The sequence below is a fragment of the Alicyclobacillus sp. ALC3 genome (assembly GCF_028751195.1).
Taxonomy (GTDB): domain Bacteria; phylum Bacillota; class Bacilli; order Alicyclobacillales; family Alicyclobacillaceae; genus Alicyclobacillus_L.
Genome location: NZ_CP066784.1, coordinates 3,587,886 through 3,605,611 on the forward strand (window position 1 = coordinate 3,587,886; position 17,726 = coordinate 3,605,611).

Annotated in this window: 13 protein-coding genes; 7 read left to right on the forward strand and 6 right to left on the reverse strand. The window is 54.1% G+C overall.

Annotated elements, in window-relative coordinates; all coding sequences use genetic code 11:
• Positions 1-103 precede the first annotated feature (103 nt).
• Entirely contained in the window at positions 104-973 is an 870-nt protein-coding gene (locus JC200_RS16485; RefSeq protein ID WP_274432778.1) for an alpha/beta hydrolase, read from the forward strand.
• Positions 970-2,556 carry an MFS transporter gene (locus tag JC200_RS16490; protein WP_274432779.1) on the forward strand — a complete coding sequence of 529 codons (1,587 nt, stop codon included), beginning with the start codon at positions 970-972 and terminating at the stop codon, positions 2,554-2,556. Before JC200_RS16485 ends, JC200_RS16490 begins: the two co-directional genes overlap by 4 nt.
• 74 nt (positions 2,557-2,630) lie before the next feature.
• Here JC200_RS16490 and JC200_RS16495 read toward each other — a convergent pair whose 3' ends face one another.
• The 5 genes from JC200_RS16495 to JC200_RS16515 form a co-directional block, all read right to left on the reverse strand.
• Positions 2,631-4,235: an MFS transporter gene (locus JC200_RS16495; RefSeq protein ID WP_338000218.1), complete on the reverse strand. Its 1,605-nt coding sequence runs from the start codon at positions 4,233-4,235 to the stop codon at positions 2,631-2,633.
• 78 nt (positions 4,236-4,313) lie between these two features.
• Positions 4,314-6,113, reverse strand: a complete 1,800-nt coding sequence (gene cydC / locus JC200_RS16500; protein ID WP_274432781.1) for a thiol reductant ABC exporter subunit CydC — start codon at positions 6,111-6,113, stop codon at positions 4,314-4,316.
• Positions 6,110-7,903, reverse strand: coding sequence for a thiol reductant ABC exporter subunit CydD (gene cydD, locus JC200_RS16505; RefSeq protein WP_274432782.1), 1,794 nt, complete (start codon positions 7,901-7,903; stop codon positions 6,110-6,112). The genes cydC and cydD overlap by 4 nt, the downstream gene beginning before the upstream one ends.
• A 2-nt stretch (positions 7,904-7,905) precedes the next feature.
• Positions 7,906-8,919, reverse strand: coding sequence for a cytochrome d ubiquinol oxidase subunit II (gene cydB, locus JC200_RS16510; RefSeq protein ID WP_274432783.1), 1,014 nt, complete (start codon positions 8,917-8,919; stop codon positions 7,906-7,908).
• Between the two features lie 24 nt (positions 8,920-8,943).
• Positions 8,944-10,335, reverse strand: a complete 1,392-nt coding sequence (locus JC200_RS16515; protein ID WP_274432784.1) for a cytochrome ubiquinol oxidase subunit I — start codon at positions 10,333-10,335, stop codon at positions 8,944-8,946.
• Between the two features lie 285 nt (positions 10,336-10,620).
• On the opposite strand from JC200_RS16515, the gene JC200_RS16520 reads away from it, so the two are divergent.
• Positions 10,621-11,667 carry a hypothetical protein gene (locus JC200_RS16520; protein ID WP_274432785.1) on the forward strand — a complete coding sequence of 349 codons (1,047 nt, stop codon included), beginning with the start codon at positions 10,621-10,623 and terminating at the stop codon, positions 11,665-11,667.
• Between the two features lie 36 nt (positions 11,668-11,703).
• Here JC200_RS16520 and JC200_RS16525 read toward each other — a convergent pair whose 3' ends face one another.
• Complete coding sequence (locus JC200_RS16525; RefSeq protein ID WP_274432786.1) at positions 11,704-12,579, reverse strand: GDSL-type esterase/lipase family protein; 876 nt, start codon at positions 12,577-12,579, stop codon at positions 11,704-11,706.
• Between the two features lie 66 nt (positions 12,580-12,645).
• Between JC200_RS16525 and JC200_RS16530 the strand changes: the two genes are divergently transcribed.
• The 4 genes from JC200_RS16530 to JC200_RS16545 all read left to right on the forward strand — a co-directional run bounded on the left by JC200_RS16530 (position 12,646) and on the right by JC200_RS16545 (position 17,723).
• Positions 12,646-13,560, forward strand: coding sequence for an ABC transporter ATP-binding protein (locus tag JC200_RS16530; RefSeq protein WP_274432787.1), 915 nt, complete (start codon positions 12,646-12,648; stop codon positions 13,558-13,560).
• Positions 13,557-14,549 (forward strand): ABC transporter permease, encoded by a 993-nt coding sequence (locus JC200_RS16535; RefSeq protein WP_274432788.1) that lies wholly within the window; start codon positions 13,557-13,559, stop codon positions 14,547-14,549. Before JC200_RS16530 ends, JC200_RS16535 begins: the two co-directional genes overlap by 4 nt.
• Before the next feature lie 121 nt (positions 14,550-14,670).
• Complete coding sequence (locus JC200_RS16540; RefSeq protein WP_274432789.1) at positions 14,671-16,773, forward strand: FUSC family protein; 2,103 nt, start codon at positions 14,671-14,673, stop codon at positions 16,771-16,773.
• Positions 16,774-16,910: 137 nt separating this feature from the next.
• Positions 16,911-17,723 carry an EAL domain-containing protein gene (locus JC200_RS16545; RefSeq protein ID WP_274432790.1) on the forward strand — a complete coding sequence of 271 codons (813 nt, stop codon included), beginning with the start codon at positions 16,911-16,913 and terminating at the stop codon, positions 17,721-17,723.
• The last annotated feature ends 3 nt before the right edge of the window (positions 17,724-17,726 follow it).

Below are 17,726 nucleotides of genomic sequence, written 5' to 3' on the forward strand. Positions count from 1 at the left end.
AAATGGGGAAGGGTGTTGTAAATAAATGATATGGTTCTTTGTTGGCCTAGGGGTAGGTCTTATTTTAGTTGCCGCTGTTGCTGTTTTCGGGATGTCCTTTTTTGTGGCACACCGTCTGACGCATCCCGCGAGGCGTTCCGTTGATGTCGCTCCTTCTGATCATGGATTGCAGTGGGAGAACGTCACGTTTTTCAGCTACACAGACGATATTCCTCTCCAAGGTTGGTACATCCCTTGTCAGGGTGCAAACAGCACCGTGATCATGGCGCACGGCTATCGGATGAACCGTACAGAGCGAAGTGGATTTGCGCTGCAGTACGCAAAGGACCTGGTCGCGTCAGGTCATAACGTGGTCATGTTCGACTTTCGAAACAGCGGCGAGTCACAGGGAGCTGTTTCGACTGTCGGGCATTACGAGCAACGTGACCTCCACGGCGTCATCGCCTGGGTAAAAGACCGTCACCGGGGCCCGGTCTTTCTCCACGGCTTTTCGATGGGAGCTGCTACCTGTCTCCTGACTGCAGCGAAGGAACCTGTGTCCGCCATCATTGCCGATAGTCCTTTTGACAATCTAAACACCTACCTGGTGGAAAATTTGCCAAGGTGGTCCAAATTTCCGAGTTTTCCATTTACCTGGTTAGTCCTTCAGTTGATCCCCTTCCTCGTCAAAGCGAGCCCGGAGCAGGTTGTCCCGTTACATGCTCTCCCTGCGTTGGCGGATACGCCGATTCTCTTTATCCATGGGATGGGAGACAAGAGGATTCCGTGGCAACACAGTCAGCGCATGTACGAGCGAAGTTCAAACTCGGAATTGTGGTTGGTGCCAGATGCTGACCACTGCGGGTCGTACGTTGCCGACCCAGATGCTTATACCGGCCGTGTTACTAAGTTTCTCAATAGGACACTGCAACTGTCTCCCAAGGGCAACGCCAATTCCTTGGCGCCCATAGCGGAAGGGGAACATGCTCTATGACCTCCACAATTACCTCTGTAGGACACGGAGTACAGCAGACGCACAGTGCGCGTGCTCGCTGGATAGCGCTCGCTGTCCTTTGCCTCAGTCTCATTGTAATCGCGCTGGACGCGACCATCGTCAACGTCGCCACCTCTACCATCTCTACCAAGCTACACACCTCTGAGAACCAACTCCAGTGGATTGTTGACGCATACACCCTCGTCTTTGCAGCTCTGTTGCTGACCTGCGGCAATCTGGCGGACCGCTTTGGCAGGAGAACTGGACTCATCGTCGGATTAACGGTGTTCGGAGCAGGTTCCTTCGCTGCGGCCTTGTCAACGAGCGCAGCACAGCTGATTGTCTTTCGCGGCGGGATGGGGCTCGGCGCGGCATTCATCATGCCAGCCACTCTCTCCTCCATCTCGCATTTGTTCCGAAATCCTGTGGAACGGACTCGGGCGCTCAGTATTTGGTCTGCAACGCTCGGGATTGGAGCAGTGCTCGGCCCACTGATTGGCGGCAAGCTGCTACAGGCGTACAGTTGGGAGTCGGTGTTCTGGGTGAACATCCCGATTGCGGTCATCGGAATCGCACTCGCGTTGATGTATGTCCCGAATTCCAAACACAAGGCAGGGCGGATTGACATTGTTGGGTTGGTGATTTCCATCTTGGCGCTGGGTTCGCTCGTTTGGGCCATTATCGAAGGGCCAGTCAAAGGCTGGGGCACACTCTCAATTGTCTGGGCCTTCGTGGTCGCCGCCTTGGCACTGGCCGCCTTCGTGCTGTGGGAGCTTAAAACTGACCATCCACTGCTACCGATGCACTTTTTCAAAAACCCACGGTTCAGCATGGCAACTCTTTCGATTTCGACCGCGTACTTCGGCTTGATGGGCGCGCTGTTTCTCTCAACACAATTCATTCAGTCCGTGCTTGGCAATAACCCTCTTCAGACCGGCCTTCGCGTCGCGCCGGAAGCTCTGTCGATCGCAGTTTTCGCCCTGGTTGCAGAGAAATTGGTGCACCGGGCTGGCACGAAGTTCACTGTCGTCGGTGGCCTCGTAATCATGGCTGTGGGGCTCCTGCTCCTTTCACTCACGCCGAAGGGCACCGCCTACATGCACCTCCTTCCCGCGCTCATCTGCCTGGGAGCCGGCATCGGGGCGACGATGGCTGCGTGTGAAGACTCGGTCATCGGATCACTACCGCAAGGACAAATGGGGACGGGGACAGCAGTGAATAGCACGCTGATTCAGGTGGGTAGCACCATTGGCGTTGCAGTCTTCGGCAGTCTGGAGAACACGCTGTACCAAAAGCACATGATACAGCACGTCCAGGGGCTCCGGTTGCCCCCAGGCATCGCAACCCAGATGACGAAGTCGATTTCCATCACGAACGTGGTTGCCAACCACCTGGGTACGGCGTACTCAGCCACGGTTCATGGCTTTGCGAACAGTGCATTCATTCATGGCTTCGACAGAGCATCACTAGTTGGATGCTTCGCCGCATTGGCTGCCGCAGTCCTGGCGCTGGCGTGGTTACCCGCCAGACACAGGGCGCCCCATAAACAGAGTTTGGACCAGGAGGTGGGAGAGGTACTTTGAACACTGTACACGAATGGGACTGCCCGTCAGTGCGGATGCACTGCAGGGCAGTCCCGGCTGATTTGCTGCGAAGGTCAGGACTGAGCAGGTAGTACAGAACTTTTCTTAGCCCCACTCCTACGATAGAGCCAAGCCATCAGCACAAACAACAGACTACAAGCAGATATCACGAACGCAGCCCAGTACAGGTGTCCAAAGCCAAGGTTGGATACGTCATGCAGTGCTTGTAAGATCGCGTTGCGGATTGGAGCACTGGGTATCTTTTGAATCTGTTGAGATAAGTTTCCAAAACTCTCGACACCCTTCATGCGAGACATTTCCGATGGCGGAATGCTGGCAGGTGAAACCCCGATGCCCTGCAGGTTCTTCAGCACAACCTGTGGGAACTGTGACATCGACCGCGTTAAAAATCCCGCGAAAATTGTCGGGCCAAGTGTCAGCCCTACTTCTCGAACGAGCGATAATATACCAAGTGCGGTTGACTTGTCATTTGGAACGCGCTCCGTGATCAAGAAGTTCAGTGGAGCCCCCAGCATAGTTCCGACACCGAGTCCAACGATACTACTGGCGATGACCATCTGCCAGGTGGAGGTGACCCAGAGCGGGAACAGAGCCGACCCAATTGCGGCTGCGACTGATCCGAAGGCGAGAGTCACAATGGGCCCACGTTTATCCATGAAGGCGCCGCCGCCCATGGCCCCGACACCAGAGAACAGCGCCATTGGAGTATACCAGTAACCTGCATGGTTCGCTGACCAGCCGAGAACAGTCTGCACATATGCAGGCAGGAAAATCACAGACGACAGAATCAATCCTGATGCAAGGCCCACTGCCAAAGTCCAGCGTGCTGCAGGATTGCGCAACAAAGACATCGGAATGAGCGGATCGTCGCCTCTTCTGTCTACGCGCACTTCATACCAGAGCAACAGTGCGAGCAATAGGACTCCGCCTAAGACAAACCCGTAAACGTGCGGAGATTGCAGACTAGACATGATGTTAGCCCCATTGAGGTTGGTTAATCCATACATCAACCCGAGCATGCCAATCGAAAGCAAGATAATTCCAAACGTATCCAGCCTGCCCTTTGCGGAAGACTTACTCTCCGTAATGCCTCGTAGCCCGAAAATCACAAGGAGTAATGCGATGGGCACGTTAATCCAGAACAACCAGTGCCAATCATGTGTCAGTCCAAGGATGAACGACCCGATGTTTGGCCCGAGAATCGCGGACATGCCATTCATTCCACCAACCATACCCAAAGCCCGGCCTTGACGTTCTTTGGGGACTGTTGCCACAATGTACCCATTCGCGATTGGGAAAATACCGCCACCGCCCAGTGACTGGATGACCCTGCTGATCAGCAACATGGTGAAATTGTCACTGAGCGCGACTAACATCGACCCGATACCGAATAGGGTGATGCTTATGAGGAACATCCGCTTACGGCCGTATCGGTCCGAGAGCTTTGCCATGATAGGGACGCTCACTGCAAGTCCGAGCGTGTAAATCGTGATAATCCACGCGCCCCAACTTGCCGAGACCGAGAACGAGTGAATCAAGGTAGTTAAGGCCGAACTCATGATGCCATTGTCGAGACCTCCCATAAAAACTCCAATGGCGAAAATCGTCAAAGCGGCATTTTTTGCGTTTGTCCTAGACACTTTGTCGCCCTCCTGCAGACGCCGTTCATCTTGATTAATCACTTATGACTAATCAACTGCATTCTATCTCCTCTGGGCTATATTAGTCAATAGTGACTATATGGTGAGCGAATTCATCTCCCACATGGCGCGATACAGTCCATTTTGGGCGAGAAGGTCTGTATGGGACCCGTGTTCCAAAATGGAACCGCCGTCCATCACCAGAATTTCGTCCATCCGGTCGAGGCCCACGAGTCGATGAGTGATGAGTATTAATGACCGATTGCTGCAACTGTCGAGCACGGTGGAAAGGATGTCTTCCTCCGTGACAGCGTCGAGGCCGCTCGTGGCCTCGTCCAGCACCCAAATCGGCGCCGCCTGGAGAAACGCCCGCGCCAGGGCAACTCGCTGGCGCTCTCCGCCAGACAGAGTTGCCCCTTGTTCTCCAACCAAGGTGTTGAGCCCCTCCGGCAGGTGGACAACGAGATCCGTGAGTTTAACTGCATCTAATGCTCGCATCAAATCCTCTGCGGTCGCATCTGGTCTGGCGATTCTCAGGTTTTCGGCAATGCTTGTATGGAACAAATACGGTTGTTGAAGAACCACCGTAATCAGATTTCGGACCGTTTCAGAACGGTATTCGCGCAGTTCCCGCCCTCCCAGTCGAATCGAACCTTGGTACTCCCAGAAGCGGACTAACAGCTGCAACAATGTACTTTTCCCCGCTCCGCTCGGGCCGACAATCGCGATGTGCTTGCCGTGTGGCAGTTCAAACGTGACATCTGTCAGGACCGCTGGAGAAGCGCTGCACGGTAAACTCAACGATGACTCGTGTATCTGATTTCCAGGCGTGTATCGTCCTCGATTCGGATAACGGAACGTGACATGGGCAAAGGACAGGTCAAAGCTGGTGGGTAACGGGCTAGGCGTCACATCAGTGCAGGCAGGTTCCTCGGTCACGGGCTGTTTTGCGGCAAGGCGGAATACACGTTTTGCCGCCTCCATGCTTTGGCCGAAGGACTGGAAGACTGTCGTCAGTGGCATCACGGCTTCGAAACTCGCCAAGGCTGTCAATACGAGGGCAGTTAAGCTGACTCCGGTTAAGTGACGGGTATTGACGAGTGGAATGGCCAACAGCAGGACGACCCAAGCTGCAGCATTCTGAAAGAAAGTGCTCAATCCGGTGGCTAATCCACTGACATGACTCAAGCGCAGTTGCCTCTGCGACAACCGCCATTGTGCTCCCTCCAATCTTCGGAGCACTGCCTCAGTTTGCCCAAAGGTTATGATTTCCGTCATGCCGTGAACAGACTCTGTGACTCGTGCATAAATTTCGGCGCGGGATTGAATGGTGCCGGCACTATCCCGTTTGCTGAGTTGCAAGGTGAGCAGCGGGACACCGACTCCGGTGAGCAGCGACGCAACAACCAAGGCCTGTGCAATGGATATGCTCCAGTGGGAAACAATGGCATACATTAAGAACAAAGTGAGCAGCGCGACAATAGGAGGGGCCACCACTCGTAAGTAAAGGTTTTGCAGGGTATCCACGTCGCTGGTCAAGGTACTAAGCACGTCTCCACCTTGAGCGTTCTGTAAGCTTGCCGGAGCCGCGGGTTCGACTCGCTGGTACAGCCATATACGCAGACGAGACAAGATGCGAAATGTCAGGTCGTGTGAAACATAGCGCTCCAGGTATCGAAACACCGCTCGGGATATTCCAAAGAACCGTACGCCGACAATCGGCACCCACAGGAGTAAGATGGTCGTGGGGTGAAGCGCTGCGCTTGCAATCAAGTAACCGGACGTCGCCATCAAGCCGATGCTTGCGCCGACCGTGAGAAATCCGAGCAGAACAGAAAGAGCCATGCGCAGTTTGTAAGGTGCGAAGAACTGCCATAGCGTCAAAGCGGTCTTCACTTTGCATTCCTCCTGTCTGTCCTTACATCACGGTCGGGTCCAACAGTATCATCTCGGCTCGCACGGCCTTGATACGCGCGCAGAAGTTTGCGGTAATGAGGATTGTTTTGCCATAGTTCGTGATGTCGCCCTTCTCCTACAATGGCACCGTTGTCGAGCACTAGAATTCGGTCCGCATGATAAATCGTGGAGAGGCGGTGTGCGACAATGAAAGTCGTTCGGGCCCCCAGTAACTGGTCCAGCACTGCCTCGACCGTGCTTTCATTCACAACATCCAAGTGCGCCGTCGGTTCATCCAGAATGAGAATGCCACTGTCTTTGAGAAATGCCCGAGCCAATGCCAGTCGTTGCATCTGACCGCCGCTTAGGCCAACCCCCATGTCACCGACCGAGGTTTCATAACCGCTTGGCAAGCCATTGATAAATTCATCCACAGAGGCCAACTTACAAGCCGTTTGTAAATCTTGCAGTGATGCATCGCTCTTCGCGATTCGCAGGTTGTCAGCAACAGTCCCACGAAACAGTTGCGCGGTCTGAGGAACATAAGATACCTGTTCCCGCCACCATTTGACGTCCATTTCACCAAGTGGAACACCTGCCACGGTGATAGCCCCGGAATCCGGTCGGAGAAATCCGAGCAGCAGATGGATGAGCGTAGACTTGCCAGAGCCAGTTGCACCGACAATTGCGACCTTTTCTCCAAGGGCAATGGAAAAATTCACATGGCGAACCGCAGGTCGCTCGCGTTCATAGGCAAAGCTGACGTCCCGAAACTCCACTTGCGCAAGGTCAGCTTGCTTCAAGTCAGGCCTTTCCCCATCCGGATTATCTTCCAACCCCGCAGGCTTCGTAGATAAAATGTCGAGAATTCGTTCAGCCGCAGTCACACCACTCACACTCGCGTGATACTGAGTTCCAATTGCTCGGATTGGCGCGTAGAACTCCGGTGCGAGCAACAAGATGACAAATCCGTCAGCGAAAGTCATGTGACCGGAGAGCAAACGAAGTCCGATTGCAACAGCCATCATAGCCGTGCCGAGTGTGGCCATCAGTTCAAGTACGAATGAGGACAAGAAGGCAACCCGCAAGGTACCCATCGTTGTCGTTCGGTAATCTTCACTCATTCGTTGGATGACATCAGCCTGAAACCTACTGCGGTTAAACAATTTGAGCGTTGTTAGCCCTCGCAGAACATCGAAAAAATGCCCACTTAGAATACTCATCGCCCGCCACTGCTTATCCGCTGCTGATTGTGCTGTCTTGCCGATTAGAATCATGAACAGCACGATAACCGGCGCAGTGACAACCATAATGACTCCGGATACCCAGTCGCGAGTGAATACGACTACAAGGATTGCCAGTGGAATCAGCGCAGATAAAGAAACCTGTGGGAGGTAGCGCGCCAAGTAGGGTTCGAGCTGTTCGACTCCTTCGAATGCCGTGTTCACAAGTTCCCCGCTTTGTTCGCGGTGAACAAATGCCGGTCCGAGGCGAAACAAATGGGCCAGCAACTGCATCCGTAACTGTGCCTTAACCCGAATGGCGACTCGCAGGGCGATGACTTCACTGAACCACCCAAAGGCCGCCCGAAGGGCAATTGCACCAAGGAGCATCTGCAAACTTGGCCACACTTGAGTGAGGCTGGATTTACGGAGAAACACACTGTCCACGATATGTGTCAGGAATACGGCCTGTACAATGATCAGGAGACCGGCGGCTAAGCCGAGTCCCACCGTTACGACAAGCAGACGACGAACCCATTTGATCTCGGATAGTAGCCGCCGGTTCATGATTAGTAGTCCAGGTGGTCTGCAGGCTTAATGCGATGACGGAATACGACGTAGTTCCACGTTTGATACGCAAGGACAAATGGAACTACCGATAAGGCGACGATCGTCATCACTTGCAGAGAGTAGTGGTTTGAAGCCGCGTTATAAATCGTCAAACTCCACGCCGGGTCGAGAGAGCTTATCATGACGCGCGGGAATAACCCCAGAAATACGGTTAAGGTAGATAGAATAATGGTGACACCGGTCATGGCAAAGGCCCATCCGTTGTGCTTGGAACGAATCAGGAAGCGAACCGAGATGAGCACAATACCGGCGATGACAGGAATGGGTCCTGGGTCGATGCCGTTTTTCGTGAACATGTCGGTCTGGAAGTAACTGAGTACGACAAACAAAAACAGAACTGCTGTGGATAACCCCCCGATGCGTAGTGCCATTTTACGTGCACGTTCAAGCAATTCACCTTCGGTCTTTAACGTCAAGAACAGGGAGCCGTGCAGAACGAACAGGAACACTGTGGCGATGCCACCTACCACAGAATAGACGTTGATGAGATTCCAGAACCCGCCTACGTAATTCATGTGTGCGTCAATAGGGACGCCCTTCATCATATTCGCGAGAGCCACACCCCAGAGGAGTGGGGGGAGCAAACTGCCGCCAAAAATGACCCAATCCCAGGTGGAACGCCATTTCACGTTGTTCACCTTGCTCCGAAATTCAAATGCCACTCCGCGCCCGATGAGCGCAAGTAGCATGAGGAACAAGGCGAGGTAGAAGCCGCTGAACAAGGTGGCATACCAGTTGGGGAAGGCAGCAAACATGCCACCACCTGCGGTCAGCAACCAAACCTCATTGCCGTCCCAAAAGGGGCCAATGGTATTCATCAGAACTCGGCGTTCGACATCCTTCTTGCCGATGAAAGGTAGCAAAATCCCCACGCCAAAGTCGAATCCTTCGAGAAAAAAGAAACCCATGAAGAGGACAACGATGAGCATAAACCAGAGGATATTCAAGTTCATGAGTGGAACCTCCTCTCAACCGTCTTAGAAACTGGGCGCTGAGGCCGAGTCTTTGGCCGTTTGTGTGGGATGCTCCAATGGGGCATCAGGGTGTTGCCGCAGGTATTTGACGAGCAGATAGACGTCGACGACTGCCAAAACTCCGTAAACCGCGGCAAATCCAATCAGGCTTGTCAATACCATGGCAGCAGGAACAGTCGGCGAAACGCCGTTAGTCGTTTTTAGCAATCCAAATACAGCCCACGGTTGACGCCCGATTTCGGTCATAATCCAGCCCATCGTGTTGGCTAGGTACGGCAGGAAAATCGCAATAACCATGGTCTTCAGGAATCTCCGACTTCGTTCAAGGCGGTCCTTCATGGAAGCGTAAAGACCATACAAGGCCAGTAGAATCATCAAGCCACCAGCGACGACCATGATACGGAAGCTCCAGAATGTGACTGCAACGGGTGGAATGTAGTTGCCTGGACCGTACTCTTTGACGTACTGTGCCTGCAATTGGTTGATTCCTTCGACCTTACCCTGTGTTTTGTTGTAAGCGAGAATGCTCAGTGCATAGGGGATTTGAATGGCAAAGGAATTCTTGTGGTCAGCCGAATTGATGCCAGCGACCACCGTCCAGGGAGCGTGTTCAGGACTGGTGTTCCATAGAGCTTCAGAAGCAGCCATTTTCATCGGTTGGGCGGTAACGAGGTGCTGCGCCTGTTCGTGACCCACTACAGCGACGAGTAGACTGGCTATCACGGCAATCGTTGCCGCAATGTGAAAGGACCGTTTGAACACATGAACGGAGTTCTTTCGTAAGAGGTGGTATGCGCTGATTCCAGCGACAAAGAAGGCACCTGTCGCTAAGGCAGCGAACCATACGTGCGGGAACTCCAACCACAGCTGTCGATTCGTAATCAGGGCGCCAAAACTAGACATTTCTGCGTGGCCATTTCGGACGACGTAACCCACCGGTTCTTGCATAAAGGCGTTTGCTGTCAAAATCCAAAATGCCGAGAGGGTCGTGCCAATGGCGACAAGCCAAATGGATAACAGGTGAACTCTCCGAGACACTTTGTCCCACCCGAAAACCCAGACACCGAGGAACGTGGACTCCAGAAAGAAGGCGACCAGGGCTTCTACGGCGAGAGGTGCGCCAAATACGTCGCCAACAAAGCGCGAATAGCTCGACCAGTTCATGCCGAACTGAAATTCCTGCATGATTCCGGTCACTACACCGACGGCGAAGTTGATGAGAAACAACTTTCCCCAGAACTTGGCCATCTTTTTATACGTCTCGTTGTTCGTAACAACATAAGCTGTCTCCATGACCGCGATGAGAAACACCAGCCCGATAGTCAACGGGACGAACAAGAAGTGATAGACAGTGGTTACACCGAACTGCAGGCGTGCCAACAATAAGTTGCTCATATGCTTGTCTGCTCTCCTCTCTTTGTTGGACGTCATTACATTGCTTGGCAACACATGTGCAAAAGGCTTGCGTTGCTCTAAGAGCATCATGGTGAAACAGAAAGATACGCAAAAGAGCATTTCTGTTCATTTTCTTCATGGCTCATTTGAACAAGTGGTGTATTTGGACCATGCACAATACGGTCGTAAAAGACGACTGCTCGGCCAGTTAGAAAGGACTATGTGATAGGGGAGAGGAAACACCGTACAATGAAGGGAAGAGCAAGATAAGGTGGTGATTTCGCCTTGGAGGTTCAGTTGTATGTCAGCGATGGCCATATTCCCTGTCCCAATCGCGGCAACATCAACCTGGACATCTGCCTGTTTTGCGAACACCTGACGGAAGTGGAGTTGGATGCTGCCAATCCGTTCATTCGCTGTACGCCGCCAACGGTCAGCGCAATAGCCAAGACCGAACCGGAACCGCTTCGATACAGACCCAAGAAGTCTGCTCATGCCAAGACCTTGGGCAATTGCGAAATGCAGGTACTTAATGAACTGGTCAGTGACATCAGTCGACTGCATCCTGAATGGGGCGTTCGTCGAATCAAAAAATCCCTGGAGTCCGAAAACGTATACGCGAGTACACGGAAAATTAGTCTTGTCATGGAACGCGAGGGTCTCTTGTTTCAAAGAAACCGGATGAACCGTTTAATGTCACTCGCCATGACAGAGCAGGTGGAACTCACAGAGCATCAGGTGGAAGTGCTTGAGTTGCATGACGCATGCTTCCGGGAGCGCGGGCTGACGGGGAGCTATCCGGGGCAACACGTGATTCAAGCTTCACTTCAGGTGGACAGAGAGCGCGTGGGACGACCCATTATGAGTCAGGTGGTCATTGACACGTACAGCGGATACACGTTTGCAAATGTTCATTGCGACAAGCCTGTGTTACATGCCATCTCGGTTCTGCAGCACTATGTCTTGCCATTTTTTAAGGAACGACATCTCCGAACTGAGGAAATCACAACTGCCCAAATACATCCTTGCAAGTCTGGTTCGGACCATTCCTACACGGAGTATCTGTGCGACCTCGGTATTCGTCACAATTCACTCGAGCACGAGCCTGCGCTAGTCCAACGGTTCGTTCAGGAATTTTGGAAACCATGGAGTCGCCAACTGCGCGTGACCGACCAAGGGGAGTTGCGCAACTTGCAGAGTCAGCTCGTCAAGTCACTGCGACGCTTTAATGAGTCTGCCTCGCTACCTGGATTCCCAAATTTAGGACAGTCGCCCCGGCAACGGATTGACAACTACCTCGACCACAGGGAGTCCTGCAGGCTATCGCGTTGACCTCGCTCAGGACTCGCGCGGTTCTGGTCTTCCTGCTTAGCCAACGCCCTGCAGGTCCTGCCAGATGCGGGCGGCAATACGGGCGTAACCGGTCTGGTTCGGGTGGAAGTGGTCCGCATACAGATACTTGGCTCCACCTAGTTCGAACAAGTCGAAGGTCCGTACGACAATCGTGTTGCTGAATTTAGCCGCAACCGTGTCCTCCATGAAGTTCCACGACTCCACGACCGCGTTTGTCTGTTGGCGCTTTGTCGTCACGTTTTCGTACGGATTGTAAAGCCCAAGGAGCAGGACCGGCGCGGTCTGATTCCAGCTTCGCAATTGCTTGAGAATTACGGCCAGATTGGTGTGAAACTGCCGCTGTGCTGCCGTGATCTTTTGGAGATTGAGCGCAGGCAGACCCGCTGCGTTGTTCAGGTCGTTGCCGCCGATGGACAGGAGAATTACGCTCGCCGGCGTTACTGCCTGCCTCACCGAGGCCTGCTGCAGTTGCTTTCTCAGTCCGCTTGACGTCAAACCGTCGATGCCGAGGTTTGTCATCACCACGCGTTTTCCCTCGTGCCGATAATCTGCCGCCACGTCACCCGCAAAGCCGTTGCCGGAGGCGTCACCGAAACCTTGCGCGAGCGAGTCACCGAGGACGACAAGGTGGATTGTGTTGGACTGTGTGTTGACTGACCCGGGCTTCCCGGACTTGGTGTTCGCGGATGGTTGCGCGCGACTTGGGACTTGACCGGGCTTCACTGAGTTACCGGCGGCAGTCCCCCCGAAGCCAACGTACGCGCCGTACCCGAACCCTACGATCAGTAGAACTGTGGCGATCAGACTCAGCCAGATGGAGGCCTGAACCACACGGCGCGAGGCGCTGCCTCGCCGTTTGGATTGCTGCTTCACTTCAGTGTCTCGATTCATGGTTTTCCCTCCCAGCCAAGGACAGTGTACTATACAAGTGAGACGCGGAAAAAGGAGGGGTGAACCGTGGGGGAGCCTGTCCTGTCCGTGCGCGGACTGGAGAAGCAGGTCCGTGGACGGACACTTGTAAAGGATGTTTCGTTTGACGTGTACCGAGGGCAGGTGTTCGGGTTCCTTGGGCCAAACGGCGCCGGCAAGACAACTACGATCCGCATGTTGGTGGGCCTCATCCGCCCGAGCAGGGGACAGGTCGTGATCAACGGTCACGACTTGCAAAAGTCCCCGTCGGCCGCGCTGCGAAGCGTTGGCTGTATTGTGGAGAACCCTGACCTCTATCCGTACCTGAGCGGTTGGGAGAACCTTTATCAACTGGCGGTCATGCAAGGCCGCGCTGCGGTCGAGCGGATCGAACGGATCGCGGACCTCGTCCACCTGTCAGACCGCCTGCACGACAAGGTCCGCACTTATTCGCTTGGCATGCGTCAGCGCCTCGGTATCGCCCAGGCGCTGCTCTGTGAGCCAAAACTGCTGATTCTCGATGAACCGACCAATGGGCTTGATCCCGCCGGGATTCACGAACTCAGGTCGTTTCTGCGAGACCTTGCGAAAGACGGCATGTCTGTGTTTATCAGCAGCCACCTGTTGGCGGAGATTGAGCTGCTGTGCGACAGTGTCGCCATCATTCGGGGCGGCACCGTGATTCGCACGGGCAGCGTCGACGCGCTCATCACGGAAGCATCCCCGATGGTCGTCTGGCGGGTGGAACCGTCCGACACGGCGCGCGCTGTGCTGGAGAAATATGCAACGGACGGGGTGGTTGAACCGAGCGACGGAGGATTTCACGCCAACATGACGGATGATGCGGTGGCGGCCGCTGCGGCTGAACTGGCTGGGCAAGGCTGTCGCTTGTACGAGGTGACGCGCCGGCGAGCGACGCTCGAGGACGTGTTTCTGCAGGCCACAGGGGGTGGGACGACATGACGTTTCTTCACCTCGTCGGCAACGAAGTGACAAAGATGCTGCGCAAGCGGCGGTTTCAGGTGGTCCTCATCATCCTGTTTGCGATGATGGCCGTTTTCGCTTACGGTGAGAAACAGGCGAGCTTGGCGCTCGCGCACCAGATTGGGACGAGTAATTGGCAGGCGCAACTGCAGCAGCAGATATCCCACTCCGAGAACCGTCTTCACAGTCCATTTATTTCAAACGCAGAAAAGGCCGTGATGCAGGCGACAATCAAAGAAGGGCAGTTTGAACTCGCCCACAACATCAACCCGAGCGCGCCCGGTGCGGTGAGTTTCATGAAGTCGTTTATGGACCAGGGCATCACCTTGCTCATCCCGATGCTCGTCATCGTGATTGCGTCAGACATGGTCTCTTCGGAGATGAGTGGTGGGACGATCAAGATGCTGCTAACACGCGGTGTCGCGCGCTGGAAAGTGCTCGCGAGCAAGTTGGGTGCGCTATTCCTGCTCATTGCCATGCTGATTGGCGCGATTGCAGTGTCCGGCTACGCTGTCTCAGGGGTCTTTTTTGGCTACCAAGGCTGGCGCCTGCCCGTGCTGATGGGCTTTCAAACTACATCCACGGGCTACGTAAACCTGTCTCACGTCTACACGGTGCCGCAGTGGGAGTACCTTCTGATGAGCTACGGATTAGGGTTCTTCGTGAGCCTGTGTATTGGGAGCCTGTCTTTTATGGTGTCGACGCTCGTCCGTTCGACTGCATCTGGCATGGGCATTATGATGGCTGCCCTCATCGGGGGCACGCTGCTCAGCGTCTTGGCGACGAATTGGGCCATTGCAAAGTACCTTCCGGTTGTGAACTTGCAGTTGTCTGGGTATTTGAACGGAAGTCCCCCTCCGATTGCTGGCATGACGTTTCCTTTTTCTCTGGCCGTGCTGACTGTCTGGTCCGTGGCGGCGCTAGCAGTGAGTTTCATTGTGTTTATTCGCCAGGATGTGATGGGCTGATGTTGTCGCTCGCCCTCGGGAGGATGTGACATCGGACAAGACGCAGGCTTGGTCCATGAGGTTCTGCAGGACGGCCATCCAAACGGTGCTTTGTTGACGACGATCGGAGTGTACATAGGTCATGTGGAACCGCACCATTTCACACAGTTGGAACTTCATCAAGAGCCACGATGCCAGTCAGTTGACCGTGCTTCCAGGTTTGCGCAGTGCAATCGGCGCCGTCCTGCCTTTGTTTGTGGGCGTTGTCACCGGCAATACTCTGCCCTTTCTCGCGATGACTCTCGGCGCTCAAGTTGCAGGCTTCGGCGGGCGCACTGGAACTCTGCGACGTCGCACTCGGACGACGCTGTTTGCCGCGTTCTGGATGGCGCTCACCACGTTGGTCGGCGGACTCGTCGGGCCCACCTGGTGGGCTGTTCTCGTCATGGCGGTGCTCGGTTTTGCCAGCGGTCTGCTCAATGCTGTCAGCGTGGAAGCTGGACTTGTGGGGACGTGGTCGGTGATTGCGTTCCTGTTTATCTCTAGCACCCCGCAAACACCACTACAAGCTGTGTACCGCGGACTGCTGGCCATGGCAGGCGCGTTGTTTCAAATGCTGATTATGATCGCGACGGATTGGGTCAGTCGGTCGAATGCCGAATCCCGTGCAGTCGCAGCCGTATTCAGCGCCATTGCACAGTACGCACAAAACCCTGCTCGCGGTGCTGACCTACTGGTGGCTCAGACACTTTTGCAGGCAGATGACAGCTTGTCCGACTCCTATCTGAAGCCGGGGCGTCTGGACGACCTGCGACTTTTGCTCAACGCTGCGGAGTCGATACGCATTGACTTAGTCGCACTGACCAGTATGCAGGGGTCTCTGGCCGCTGACCTCCCGCAGGATGATTCAAGACTTACGGCGATGCAAGACGCACGTACATCAATTGCCGCTATCCTCCGGCAGTTTGCGACTGCCCTTCGGTCAGGCAAGTCCCTAGCGCTTGGCGTTGATGCTTCGATGAGTGGCCTAGAAACACATACCGCTCCTCTGATGAACATGGGCGGTGTCCAAGACTTCGGGGCTGCTGTGAAATGTATCTCCGACACTTCTTCCGAATTGCACAAGGCGATGTTCTATCTGCAAAGTGTGCGGATTGGGGACACGTATCAATCACCTGTTTATTGGTTGAAATGGAGTCCGTCACCGCTCGCTCGTATAGTTGAAGTGGTCCGCACCAATTTCACCCTTCATTCAGCGATCTTTCGCCACGCAATCCGGCTAACTGTAGCGTTGTGTATCGCAACTGTTCTCTATCACGTGTCTCCGATTCCCCGCGGCTACTGGTTGCCGCTGACAACGTTGGTCATTCTGCGTCCGGAGTTTTCTGCCACTTTGACACGCGGTGTCACGCGTGTGCTGGGCACTTTGCTTGGTGCAGTATTCGCCACCCTCATGATCGCCCTCATTCCGGATCCGACACACATGTTCACCGTGTTGTTGGTGGGCGTTTTCCTCTGGGCGGTGTACGCATTGTTTACCTACAACATGGTGTTGTTTGCCGGGGCTTTGACTGCCGAAGTGGTGGTGCTTCTGTCGTTTTTTGAACATGTATCGCCGACAGATGTCATCGTCTACCGTGTGATTTACACCATCGCTGGAAGTTTGCTCGCCTTTATTGTGTATCTCGCGTGGCCGACTTGGGAACACGCAAACATCGAAAATGTTCTCGTGAAGTTGGTGGAAGCAGAACGGGGGTATGTACGTTCTGCATTGTGCACGCCGACGAATCAAGACACTGTCCGTAAAAGCCGAAAATTGGCGCGACTTGCCCGTACCAACGCAGCCAACCGGATTGAACAAGCGTCAGTGGAACCGTCGCGTTGGTTATTGGACGCACAGGCTGTGCATGGACTGCTAACGTCTCTGCACCGGCTGGCTGATAATTTACTCACTGTCGAGTACTACGTTTCGGACGAGCCAAGCTTGCTCGATGAACGGCCAGCCCTGGTTAGGTTTGGTGAATACGTGGACCGTTGCTTGGAGGAGATTGAAGTTGTCATCCGTTCATCCGAGGACAGCGAGCAGACTTTAGGCCTTGCACCAACGGGAGCCCTCGATGAGGTAAGTCCCATCACGAAGGAGGAACTCCTCGCTGTGGATGCCCCAATCCCCATCACGTCCGCCTTAGTGGGGATGGAAGAAAACCTTGCTACGATGTTTCGCATGGTTCCGCTGCGACGATGAGGTCAAGCCCACTTCGTGTCAATACCTAGGCAGGTATTTTCAAACCGATGTCGAATTTTACCGTACAAGAAGTGAAGGAATCGGGGAAACGACCGGGTCCGCGCACACTCATCGGTACAAGGAGATGAAGGTCACGTATGTTCTGGCGTCGCCGCCCAACGACTCCCTGCGAATTGAAAATGGAACACCTCAACACCACGTTGGCGCAACGACAGTTTCAGACGTTCCGACAATCGATTGTGCAGTTGGCCACACCGGATCGCAAGGCTTATCACGCACACGGTTTTGAAATTTTGAGTCGCCCACTTCTTGGTACAGACTTTTCCAGCGTCGAAGAGTTCTATTCTTTCGGCGCTTCACATGGACGCAGTCGTGTGTTAGATACATACACGATTCAACTAGGGTTGCAGAGATTTCGGGACTTTGCCGCAGCCGAAGCTTCTCTGCAAGAGCCGACTTTGGTATTTGTGAACATTCATCTCTCCACCCTGTTTTCTGAAGAATGGCAGATACTGTTGGCAAACCTCCCTGTACCTCCAAGTTCGGTTGTGCTTGAACTGTCGGAACGTGAGGGATTAAACACATATTCGCATCAGGACGTAGATTTTGTCATGCGGGATTTGCAGAGAAATGGTATCAAGGTCGCCGTCGATGATGTCGGCATGGGTTATTCCGGACTGCACACACTCGCAATGGTTCACCCGGATTATGTAAAAATTGACCGCGAATTGGTGCTGGGTATTGACCATGACCTCTATCGGCAACATATGATGACATCACTCGTGGAGTATTGGAAACGAGAGGGTGTCAGCACAATTGCCGAAGGGATTGAGCACGAACAGGAAGTTGCATTTTTTAGCGACATCGGCACCACATTTGGACAAGGTTACTGGTTTCATAAACCTGAACCACTGACAGTTCGAGTTGGCACAGTCGGTGCGAGTTCCTAAGAC